This window comes from Porphyromonas levii (assembly GCF_018206105.1).
Taxonomy (GTDB): Bacteria; Bacteroidota; Bacteroidia; order Bacteroidales; family Porphyromonadaceae; genus Porphyromonas_A; species Porphyromonas_A levii.
Genome location: NZ_JADRGN010000008.1, coordinates 59,181 through 70,308 on the forward strand (window position 1 = coordinate 59,181; position 11,128 = coordinate 70,308).

The following is an 11,128-nucleotide window of genomic DNA, read 5'->3' on the forward strand; positions in this document are numbered from 1 at the left end:
CTCTACAAAGGTAATAGTAAACTATGCACCCTATCTTCACACTTCCGTTTCAGGTCGAAAAAATTACAACTTGTCCTTTAATTCTTCAGCACTAACCATCGTAGCGTAGAGGTAGAGGGCGACAGCAGCATGTAATGCTGTAGGGAGTAAATCGGCAGGTAGATCAACTGCTATATGACTTTCTTTGTTACGCCAATCATATACCACCCTATAGAACTGCTTGAAGGTGTCATACTTCGGATTTTTGCTGTGATACAAACTCTCTATTTCTGGAAAGTGCCTTACTGTATCAAGTAAGGCAGGGTCCTTGCCGGTGGCAGTGAGAGGTACAGGGGTATCCTCTTTTAGCCAATAGATTTTCTTAAGGAAAGCCTCAAAACGTACTACGAGTTCAGAATACCACGAGCGATAATCTTCCTCACGGTGTTCGGCGCGATAGAGGCAATTGAGTGTTCGCGTCAGTATCTTGTCGAGAGCTTGCAAGTCAGGGATTGTCTCCGCATGAATGATAGCGAAGAAGAGGCGAATCACTTCATCAAACTCTACATAATGCTCCCCGTCACAGAAATCTGCAAAATCTTTCTGAAACTCCTCTTGAATCCTTTGTTTGAGTTCATTCTCATCGTAAGGAGGATTGACAGCTTGGCGTACTTTCTCACGAATCATTTCATTGAGATGCTGTTGAAAATCGTGATCCGTGAAGTAGTGTTGCATAAGCTCTGTATGCGTCAGTGTCATCTGTGTCACCTCGTTTTGCGTCGACTCATCGCAGTTTTGATTCGCTGTGGCTTCATCATTGCGGAGCATGGCATTGCGTACATCATCGTTGTTCTTGACACGATCGGTCAATTCCTCAACTTGTTTACGAACAAGCTCACTATCTTGCCAATCGATATTTCCAAAGAGTTCATTAAACTCCGACTCTATGACACTGAGATATTGCATTTCCTCCTCCATCACTACAGATATGGATGAGGTGGGCACTGGCTCTATCTCGCTATCTACATCTTGTAGCCGTATATTTCGTTCCTCTTGTTTCTGTAAGCGATAAGCATCAAAATCTACAGACTCAATAAGCCCTTTAGTGAGATCATCTACTCCCAACGTCGGAAGTTTAGGAAGAAGCAAAGAAAGTACAGTTTGTTTCTTCTCCCAATCAAGACATCCCTCAGAAATCACAGTAGAAAGGAAGTCATAGGTACGGACATAAGCCTTGATGGCACTCTTGCAGGCCACCTTACTCTCATCATCAAGGGCAACAAAGCGCTCCTTCATAGTATCAAGTAGAGCGTCTATATTCTCTCGTTGTGTTCCTGTCCAGTAGAAGGAGTTGAGCGATTCTACTTCATAAAGAGTATAGAGGTCGTACTGTTCTATTTCGCCCAACAGATCATTGAGTTTGTTGGGATCAGTTTCTCTACTCAAAAGCGTAGTTTTGTAGAAGGGTTGAAATGCAGTCTCAATCTCCTCGCTTGTATTGACAAAATCGAGCACAAAGGTATCCTCTTTCTTGGGGCGTTTGCGATTGAGGCGCGAGAGCGTCTGTACAGCCTTGACCCCCGCCAAGGGCTTATCGACATACATCGTGTGTAGCAGTGGCTCATCATAACCTGTTTGATACTTATCGGCGACAATCAGGAAGCGATAATTGCCCGTACGAAACTTTTTCTCTATATCTGCAGAAGGGAAGCCATTGAGCGAAGACTCTGTAACACGTATACCGTGGTAGTCGACCTCTCCGCTGAAAGCAACTATAGCCTGATACTGCGATCCACGCTCCCCCAGTAGTCTCCTGACTTCACGATAGTAATCGATGGCACGCACGATACCTGCTGTGCAGATCATACAGCGAGCCTCCCCTCCTATACGGTGGGCTACAGCTTGGTGAAAGTGCTCAACCATAACCTCAGCCTTCTGCCTGATGGTCTCAGGTTGGCTCTCCACAAAGTAGCGGAGCTTACGCATCGCTTGCTTACGCTCAAACTTTGGATCATCCTCGATAGCCCTACGTATCTTATAGTAGCTCTGATAGGTCGTATAGTTTCTCAGCACATCATGGATGAACCCCTCTTCGATCGCTTGCCGCATCGTATAGATATGGCAGGGGCGATGCCCTACCTCGCCATCCACACGCATGAAGGGGGCACCAAAGATCTCGAGCGTTTTGTTTTTAGGCGTAGCGGTAAATGCGTAAAAGTTAGCATTGCTCGCCATCTGACGTCCCTCTATATGCTTTTGGATGAGCGCATTCACCTCATCTTCCGCATATAGCACCTCTCTATCTAGTACGCCAGCCAGGGTCTGATTCACAGCGATACTCATCCTACCACTCTGGCTGGAGTGAGCCTCATCGATGATCACCGCAAAGCGACGACTCGCAAGGTCATGGGTGATTGTATCAAGAATAAAGGAAAACTTTTGTACCGTCGTAATAATGATCTTCGTACCGCTCTCAAGCAATTGGCGGAGTTTATTGCTCGAATCGCTCCACCCAACAAGGTGCTCGCTGTGCGTAAATGCCTTGATGTTGTCACGTGTTTGCTTGTCCAGATTCTTACGGTCGGTAATGATGATGACACTATCGAAGAGAGCTTGCCCCGCTTGCAGCTGCTCTACCAGCTGATAGGCCAACCAAGCGATGCTATTAGACTTCCCCGATCCCGCTGAGTGCTGTACGAGATAACGTCGTCCTATGCCCTCCGTGCGACTCGCTCTCAGTAGATATCGCACCACTTCCAGCTGATGCCAGCGTGGCCAGATCACCTTTACCTTGAGGCGTCCATCCTCATCCTTCTCGTACACCATCTGTGCATAATGCTCGAGGATGTCGCTCAGGCTCTCTTTCTGTAATATCTCCTCCCATAGGTAAGCTGTGCGAAGGCCGTGGGGGTTGACTGGGTTGCCGGCTCCATCCTCATTGCCTTTGTTGAAAGGGAGGAACCAGCTATCACGCCCAGAGAGTTTGGTACACATCTCAACTGTCTCTTCATCAAGGGCAAAATGTACAGCACACCGACCAACACCAAAGAGCAACTCCCTAGGGTCTCTTTCACTACGATATTGTGCCACAGCGTGGGCTGTATTCTGACAAGTAAGCTGATTTTTAAGCTCCATCGTAAGGATGGGTAGGCCATTGATAAGAATAACCATATCTACTGATTGGGCTGTGCGCACAGAGCTATAGTGAAGTTGGCGAATAACCGTAAATCTGTTCAAAGCATAACGTTTCTGCGCCAGGTAGCTAAGCTCAGAGGGCAGAGGCATATAGAGCTCAAAGGTTCGGCTCAAATGCTTAACGCCCTTTCGCAATACATCTACCACGCCACGCTTCGTGATTTCATCGCGCAGACGCTCAAAGAATTTACGACGATTGGTCGCAGTTTCAAATACACGCGAAGAGGCAATTAGCTCGGGCTGCGTAGCACACAAGAAAGTTTCGAGGCGACTAAGATCCATTCCGTAAGTTTTATCGTAGTCTTCACTCACACCCAAGTCATACCCTTGGTGCCTCGTAAGATAGTTTGTAATGAGATCCTCGAGGGATTTTTCATTCAATATGGTTGGCATAAAAATAAAATCTTAAGAGGGTTGAACATTAACGCGCCCTGTAACAACATCAGCAATAAGTGTTTGCTTCAATTCACGCACTCGAGCTATTTCTTGCTCGGTCATAGCAATAAGGCGATCTATCTCCTCCGTCTTACGATGGATATAGGTCACTATCGCCTCTTGCTCCGATAGTGGAGGGAGAGGGAGCGATAATTTGCGAAGCTCTTTCCAATTAAGGTTTTGTCTTAATCCGCTTCCCATTCCATAGAAAACCTTCTTAATGTCCGCTGTATGTAACAAAAAGTATAAGAATTCAGGTTTTACATTGCTACGAGAAGCTAAAGTCAAGTATGCAGAAGTTATGATCCCCTCTTGCATACATAATCCCACCCTTAGGCTCTTGTGATCATTCTGTAAATCTGTTAGGCGAAGTACAATATTCTCTCTTCTTATGACCTGATACGTATCATAGGAAGCAGGTAATAACCCTTCCGTCGTATTTATATCTTTCTGAATAATGCGTCCATAGCTTAAGGATAAAAGATTCTGATGCTTAATATCTTTATTTGATATAAAGTAGTTTTGGGACAATTGAGACAACATTCTTACCTCCCAATGCTCAGGAATGTTACCTATCCAAGAAATACCAGAGGGTTGAAGGGGGGCTTGAGGATCGAGACCTTGAGTTACTGCCTTGGCAATGACCGCTTGCTTGAGCTCTCGGAGATATGCGATCTGAGACTCTTGCTTTGCTACCAAGTTATCCATCTGAGCTACCTTCTCCTCCAAGTATGCAACTATCGTTTCTTGCTCGTGGGGAGGAGGAAGAAGAAGAAAGTTCTTTCGAAGCAATTCGAAATTAATATTTTGCCCTTCTCTAATTCCAGTAACACAAGTTTGAAGCAATTGAATAAAAGGGAAAGACTTCAACAAATACCTCAAGTATTCTGAGCTATAATCATGATTTAATTCTAGTACGGTATAAGCAGCACTGATTATTCCTCGATAATAAGCATACTCAATACCTCCCTGAAAAGAGCGAAGACTAATTACGAAGTTCCCCTCTTTTACAAGTTTCAGTCCCTCATGACCTTTATTCACCTCTACTACCCGATTCTCGTATATACTTTGAGGTATGACTCCATACTTCTGTGTAGAACACAAAACTGGTTCATTCGGATACCCTTTCTCCGAACGTTCAGTGAATACATACTTAATTTTTCTCACTTCCCAATGCTCAGGTATCTCCCCTATCCATGAGATCCCGCTCTCCTTATATTTTTCGTATCGTTTCATCTTTGTCGGTTTATAGTTCAAGGATTGATGCAAGCAGGCCATCTGTATCCAGCTCGATTTGACGTATATCGGCTGTAATTGCCTCAATAGTGCGAAGATCGGTGGGGCGATAGAAATACTTCGTAAAGGGAAGCTCGTAGCCTATCTTTGTCTCTCCCTCTGCGACATAGGCATCTGGTGTATAGGGCAAGACTTCGCGTTGCATAAAAGCTTCGACTCCTCCTTCATAACTGAGTGGTATTTGCTCCGTATCACGTAAAGCCTTGTCGGGCTCACCTTGGACGGGCTGGCAGCTGGGGTCGACGGTGGTAATGAGGGGGCGAAGCTTCTTGAGCAAGGTTTTTGTCATCTTGCCCAAAGCCTTAGCATAGGCATCCCAATCATCTAATGGTGTGCCATTGGGCACTTTTCCCATTGCCTCTCGGCAGGTCTTAAAATCTTTTGCAGAGAGACTACTCAGATCAGCATCCGGATGTATGCGCAGACGTAGCGGGCGATCCACGGTTATCTCCCAATAGCCAAACTCGTCGTTGGGGAAGATTTTACTCTCGGGCGTCTCCTCAAAGCGCATCAGGAGATCTATAATTTTAGCCCTGTCAGCTTCGCTGGTCTCACAGTTTTTCTCACCGAGATTTTTACGTAGAGGCGTCTTGATAGCAGTAGCATCTATGAGTTGCACCTTGCCACGACGACGGGGCTCTTTACGATTGGTCACAACCCAAATAAATGTACCAATACCTGTGTTGTAAAAAGATTTTTCTGGCATAGCAATGATGGCCTCAAGAAGGTCGTTCTCTATGATGTGGCGGCGAAGATTGCTCTCTCCTCCACCTGCTGATCCCGTGAATAGACTTGAACCGTTGTGCACCTCAACGATACGTGTGCCGAGCTCGCTATCTTGTTTCATGCGTGAGAGATTGTTCGCTAAGAAGAGCATCTGTGGGTCGCCGATGTTTGGAACGAAACTCAGTAACTCACAGCCTTTTTCGCCTGATAGTACGAAACGAGTATCCGAGATACGGTCTTTCTCTTTATAGCTAAGTCCCCAAGCTTTTAAGTCCTCTTTCCAAGATATGCCAAAGGGTGGATTAGAGATACAGAAATCGAAACACATGCCGGGGTGCCCATCACGACTAATCGTAGAGCCGTAATAGAATCGCTCGCGATCTGCTCCAGCATGCTTGTAAGAGAAGCTACTTCCTTCGGACGAAAGCATCAGGTCGGCTTTACATGTGGCATAAGTATCGGGCTGTAACTCCTGCCCATAGAGGTCTATCTTAACCTGCTTGTGGTATTGATCTGCGATGGATCGAATTCTCTGCTCTGCAACCGAGAGAATGCCTCCCGTACCGCAAGCAGCATCATATATGCTATACGTAGCCGACTCTATATGCTCAGCAATGGGCAACACGGCAATGTCTGCAAGTAAGGCTACATAGTCGCGAGGAGTGAAATGCTCTCCAGCCTCCGTAACACTATTCTCTTCGTTGAATTTACGCAATAGTTGTTCAAAAAGCGTCCCTATTGTATGGTTGTCAACACCTGGTTGTAATATCTCCCCCTTGGCATTGCGTATAGGGTGTATCCCAAGATTTATATTTTCATCGGTAAACTTTTCAATAAGTGAACCAAGACGGCCAGCGTCACAGAGATTGTCAACCTGTTGCTTAAACCTGAACTTCTCAATGATGTCTTGCACATCTTTGGAGAATCCATCAATATACTCCAGGAAATTCTGTTTAAGGCGTAGTGTATTGGTCTCTCCCCTGAGAGTACTCATCGTGAAGTGTGATGTATTGCAAAAAGGGTAGCCCGTAGTCTGAAAGAGTATTTTTTCTTGTACCTCCTCGCTAAGTTTCATTCTCATTAGCTTGTCTCTCTGCTCTTGAACTGCCTTATGCGTCGGCTCAAGGAGAATATCTAAGCGTCGTAAGACTATCATGGGAAGGATAATCTTCTTGTAATCACCCTTGACAAAAACATTTACAAGTACATCGTTGGCAATATTCCAAATGAAAGAGAAAAGCTGATTATATTGTTGCGTATTCATTATTCTTTTTTACTGATTTATTATAATAATTACAAATTTAAAATCAAACCATGCAGTCTATTTGCATAGTTTGATATAAGTTATGAGTGGCTTCTATTTTCTTTGCAATTTCGGAACGGAAACTCTCAGGGGCAATCACTTCTACATCTGGACCAAAAGAGAAGATTTGTTGCGTTAGTTCAGGAGTTGGGATAACAGAAATCGAGATGGTGTTGGGAGTACTCAATAACTTTTGAGAAGCATGTATCGGTTTAGAACTCACATAAGGAAATCTTTTTTCAGAGAACCGTAAAACAAGCTCAATCGGCTCATGCGAATCGTAAGGAACAGAAACGCCCACAATATGCTCAAAATAAGCACCGAAATCGGTCTCCTCGTTAGGGATAAACTCTACAGCAAGAGTCTTTACTGATTTGATTCTATCTAAAGCATACGTTTCTATCCTTCCCTTTTCCGAGTTTAATCCAAAAAGAAACCATCGACCATTATATTGCTTCATAAAATAAGGATGAACAGGACAAGAACGCTTTGTTTTACCGTATGGTTCATAATCCAGTTCAATGGCTTGATGACGAAGCGTGGCATCAATTAATGGCGAGAGATGCTCTATTCCTTGCAACTGTTCATTTTCCTCAAATGCGACCAGTCTTTCAGTGTTGTTCTTTACACCAAATCGATATTCAAGATTAGAGAGAACCTCCTCTAACCAAGCGTGAGTAGTACTACCTCGAAAGCGTCCCAACATATCTATGACGGATTGGAGAGTCTGTACTTCTTTTACAGACAGTTCGTTGTTGTAGAGAGAATAGCTGTCATCAGAGTAGCGTATATAATGCATCCTACTCGGTCCCTTATACGATTCGATTGGGGCACAATAAGGTCGGTAAGTTAACTCTTCCAAGTCTTTTTGAATAGTACGCTTGCTAACAGTCTTTCCTTGCAAATCCAACAATTGTCGATTCACCTCATCAACCAAATCATAAATAGTATACTTTCTTAATCTATTACTCAGACAACGGTCAATAATGCGATAGCGCATCTCTGCATCTTTATTTGTAGGCATAGAGGAATCGAGTTTTATTTATTACTTCTGATAGAGATTAGTTCAACATATTGTTCCTGCATCTCCTTCGGTAGGAAGCTCTGACGAATGCAGACTTCCCATTCAGGAAGGATGCGTTGGAAGCGAGCAAAGATGTTGTCACACACTTTCTCATCCAGTCCTGAAGCAGTCATCGCATGGAGTAAATGTTGAATGGTAAGTTTGCGTTTCTTGCCACAGACCGTCAGTGCAAGCTCTTCCGTATCCTCAGGAATAGCAAGTGCCGTAGACAGCAAGTCATAAGCTGGAGTGAGTTGATATTCGTTTCCCATTGGAGCATAGAGCGAATAATTCTTGAGATGCATATCGGCATTACCTATCAGCCACGAAAAAAGTACTTGCTCCCAGTACTTGACAAGATCAAGTTTCGGCACAGAGCTATACTTGGAGATAAGCTTGGCTATCTGCTCGTGCGAACCTTTGTATTTATACTCCGTCAAACGCTCTGAAAGCTGACACATATCTTCCATTGGGAGCTTTTCCCCCTGCTCTGTTCGGTCTATGCGACGAGTGATATAGCATAGTTCGCCATCACTAAATCGTATCAGCCCATGAGGAACCGTCTCGATCTTAGCGATTTCAGCAAGGTGCATCGACACGTCCTCCAACTCAGGGAGATGCGGATAACGCTCTGTTTGAGGTTTAAGAATGAACCGTCCCCACAAGCCCACGATGGTAAATCGCTTGGGCGAATTGCTCATCTGATCAAAGTCGAGAGACAGCTTGGGTTGTACTCCTGTCACTGTGGTCTGCGAACGAACAACCTCTTCAGCCAACGCTCGTACTTCGCTACTTGTGTAAGGCAATATCGGAGCTTGGGGCATCCCAAACAATTTGCGACAACACTTGGTATGGTAATCCACCTCTCCATCAACCAAAGGTTCGTAGCAGTATAGGCATCTATTCTTCATCTTCAGTCGTATCTAGAGGTTCGATACTTACCGCTCCAATGCAGTCTCGGCAACACGTCAGAAGCAACGCCATTCGGTCTCTTGCTTCAATCTTCCAATTCTTCTGAGCAATATCCAAAAGCCAACCCTCAGGAATTAGGCCATCGAAGAATGGATGTAACGTACCACTTTGGTAAGGTTCTTCTCGTAGAGGCATCGTTAGACTTATGCCTTGAGCTTGAGGCATAGTTAGATAGTCCTTGTCATAAGTAAATGAGTAGCCCTTATCACTTTCGGTAAGGATTCCCGCTCTCAGTGTCTTCCAATAAACTATTGCTTGTTTCATACTTCATCTCCTTCTCGTTTCATGGGCACAGGGCCACACTCCGAACCGAAGAGTTCGAATACTTTATTGACCTTATCAAGGCGAAGCGTAGTTTTACCCTGCTCCAGTTCACGCACAAAGCGTAGCCCAACTCCTGCTTTTTCGGAGAGGTCCACCTGTGTCAATCTATATTTCTTACGCATCTCTTTTACATACTGTGCTATGATTGTCCTTGCTTCCATACTGAGTTAATTTATACCTTATCAATAGCAAATATAATAAGAAATACTCAATCATACCCCCTTTCGGGGATAAAACGCAAAAGAAAGATTAAATTATACCCAATAGGGAGTATATTAATACTTTTCTAGTGTTATACTATTAGAAATGCACCAAATAGGTACATATGAATTTGGCAGTTGTTGCAAATTTTGCAACAGTTGAACTTTCATCTAGCTCTCCCTCTGAAAAGATGTTTTTTATGTGCCTTGAAATTGTTGACTTGTCTCGGTCAAATAGTTCTGCCATCTGATTGAGGGACAGCCAGACAGTATCGCCTTCAAGCTGAACCGATAGCTCAGCAAGTCCATCAGCACTTCTATATATTATTACTTCGCCTTTATTCATCTGATTGGGGTCTTGTAGCGATACTTTGCTCTATTTGTCTAAGTTCCGCCAGCTCTCTTTGTTCTTCTTCCATTAGAGCCAGTTCTTTACGGCGGAGATTAAATGTTTCGTACTCTTGATTTACTCTGGCTTTCATCTGGGCATTGGAAACGGCACCACTACCTTTGAGAAGGTCTTTATTTTGGAAACTCAAGAGGGCATCAACATTATTCCGCCAATAGTCTAAAGTCAGGTCTTTTCGCTCTTTCACCCTTAATTCTGCAGAATCCAAGAAGAGCACTGTGAGCTGATTTAGGGTCTCTATCTCCTCCTGCTTTAAGTAATTCTTAGCTACGTATATATCTTGCTTTCTGACTACAGAGCCTTTCCAAGAAGTTAAAGCCATATTGGGTGCGTTGGCATCCGCACGACTCACAACTATTTCAGCAGCCGTTTGGTGAGTAACTGCATAAAGGAGTTTATTCTGAGTTTCTGCGAAGAACATCTGAGTTGACTTGTCACTTACATCGTAGTCGCTACTCAATGCGAGCAAGTCTCTAACCTTTTGATAGAAACGCTTTTCACTGGCACGAATATCACGTATCCGCTCAAGAAGCTCATCAAAATAGTCTGGTCTTCCATCGGGGTTCTTCAGGCGGTCGTCATCCATGACAAACCCCTTAATCATATACTCCTTAAGGTTGTGATTTGCCCATCTCCTAAATTGCGTGCCCCTCTTGCTTCGCACCCGGAATCCTATGGACAATACCATTTCAAGGGTATAGAAAGTCACCTGATAATTCTTACCATCCGCCGCAGTTGTCAAATAATCTTTGACAACTGAATTTTCATCTAACTCTCTCTCTTCTAGTATATTTATTATATGGTAGCTTATGGATTGCTTAGAGGTGGCAAAAAGTTCTGCCATCTGGTTTTGGTTCATCCAGATGTTACCATCCTTAGCATAGAGGGTTACTCTTGCTTTTCCATCATCCGTATTGTATATGATGATCTGATTATCTTCCGCTTGCTTCATGATATCAGTTTCTTCCCTCTGAAATAGTACCTTACTATAGTTTTTACACACCCCTCTTCCCTCACAAATATACCCATTTCACACCACTTACAGTTGATTATGGAAGGTACTTAGCCGTGGCAAAGATGGCTTAATACTTATAGTCGAGGAGTGCTTTGTATTGATCTTGAAGCTATAGCTTGTTTGCTCTATTAAAAGACAGTTCCCCATATAAGCCGCTTAATATTCTATCACTCAAGTTTCCAATTTAGATTTGGGGTACTAAATTAAGATA

The 11,128-nt window shown here is 43.9% G+C and carries 9 protein-coding genes; all 9 read right to left on the bottom strand.

Annotation, left to right across the window (positions count from 1 at the left end; genetic code table 11):
• Positions 1-63 precede the first annotated feature (63 nt).
• The 9 genes from IX315_RS03105 to IX315_RS03145 all read right to left on the bottom strand — a co-directional run bounded on the left by IX315_RS03105 (position 64) and on the right by IX315_RS03145 (position 10,854).
• The gene (locus IX315_RS03105; protein ID WP_211635405.1) at positions 64-3,567 is read right to left on the bottom strand and encodes a type I restriction endonuclease subunit R; all 3,504 of its coding nucleotides are present in this window, start codon (positions 3,565-3,567) and stop codon (positions 64-66) included.
• 12 nt (positions 3,568-3,579) lie between these two features.
• Entirely contained in the window at positions 3,580-4,845 is a 1,266-nt protein-coding gene (locus IX315_RS03110; RefSeq protein ID WP_211635404.1) for a restriction endonuclease subunit S, read from the bottom strand.
• Positions 4,846-4,855: 10 nt separating this feature from the next.
• Positions 4,856-6,895 (bottom strand): type I restriction-modification system subunit M, encoded by a 2,040-nt coding sequence (locus IX315_RS03115; protein ID WP_211635403.1) that lies wholly within the window; start codon positions 6,893-6,895, stop codon positions 4,856-4,858.
• A 43-nt stretch (positions 6,896-6,938) separates the two neighbouring features.
• Positions 6,939-7,958 carry a helix-turn-helix transcriptional regulator gene (locus tag IX315_RS03120; protein WP_211635402.1) on the bottom strand — a complete coding sequence of 340 codons (1,020 nt, stop codon included), beginning with the start codon at positions 7,956-7,958 and terminating at the stop codon, positions 6,939-6,941.
• A 14-nt stretch (positions 7,959-7,972) separates the two neighbouring features.
• Entirely contained in the window at positions 7,973-8,908 is a 936-nt protein-coding gene (locus IX315_RS03125; RefSeq protein ID WP_211635401.1) for a HipA domain-containing protein, read from the bottom strand.
• Positions 8,898-9,233, bottom strand: a complete 336-nt coding sequence (locus tag IX315_RS03130) for a HipA N-terminal domain-containing protein (RefSeq protein ID WP_211635399.1) — start codon at positions 9,231-9,233, stop codon at positions 8,898-8,900. Before IX315_RS03130 ends, IX315_RS03125 begins: the two co-directional genes overlap by 11 nt.
• The gene (locus IX315_RS03135) at positions 9,230-9,454 is read right to left on the bottom strand and encodes a helix-turn-helix transcriptional regulator (RefSeq protein WP_211635398.1); all 225 of its coding nucleotides are present in this window, start codon (positions 9,452-9,454) and stop codon (positions 9,230-9,232) included. Before IX315_RS03135 ends, IX315_RS03130 begins: the two co-directional genes overlap by 4 nt.
• A 139-nt stretch (positions 9,455-9,593) precedes the next feature.
• Positions 9,594-9,839, bottom strand: a complete 246-nt coding sequence (locus tag IX315_RS03140; protein ID WP_211635397.1) for a virulence RhuM family protein — start codon at positions 9,837-9,839, stop codon at positions 9,594-9,596.
• Positions 9,832-10,854: a virulence RhuM family protein gene (locus IX315_RS03145; protein ID WP_211635396.1), complete on the bottom strand. Its 1,023-nt coding sequence runs from the start codon at positions 10,852-10,854 to the stop codon at positions 9,832-9,834. The genes IX315_RS03140 and IX315_RS03145 overlap by 8 nt, the downstream gene beginning before the upstream one ends.
• Positions 10,855-11,128: the final 274 nt, after the last annotated feature.

What these genes read in the sequence shown, in the direction of transcription:
- IX315_RS03105 (WP_211635405.1), bottom strand. Translation starts at nt 3,567, where the DNA reads ATGCCAACCATATTGAATGAAAAATCCCTCGAGGATCTCATTACAAAC.
- IX315_RS03145 (WP_211635396.1), bottom strand. Translation starts at nt 10,854, where the DNA reads ATGAAGCAAGCGGAAGATAATCAGATCATCATATACAATACGGATGAT.
- IX315_RS03135 (WP_211635398.1), bottom strand. Translation starts at nt 9,454, where the DNA reads ATGGAAGCAAGGACAATCATAGCACAGTATGTAAAAGAGATGCGTAAG.
- IX315_RS03115 (WP_211635403.1), bottom strand. Translation starts at nt 6,895, where the DNA reads ATGAATACGCAACAATATAATCAGCTTTTCTCTTTCATTTGGAATATT.
- IX315_RS03120 (WP_211635402.1), bottom strand. Translation starts at nt 7,958, where the DNA reads ATGCCTACAAATAAAGATGCAGAGATGCGCTATCGCATTATTGACCGT.
- IX315_RS03130 (WP_211635399.1), bottom strand. Translation starts at nt 9,233, where the DNA reads ATGAAACAAGCAATAGTTTATTGGAAGACACTGAGAGCGGGAATCCTT.
- IX315_RS03140 (WP_211635397.1), bottom strand. Translation starts at nt 9,839, where the DNA reads ATGAATAAAGGCGAAGTAATAATATATAGAAGTGCTGATGGACTTGCT.
- IX315_RS03125 (WP_211635401.1), bottom strand. Translation starts at nt 8,908, where the DNA reads ATGAAGAATAGATGCCTATACTGCTACGAACCTTTGGTTGATGGAGAG.
- IX315_RS03110 (WP_211635404.1), bottom strand. Translation starts at nt 4,845, where the DNA reads ATGAAACGATACGAAAAATATAAGGAGAGCGGGATCTCATGGATAGGG.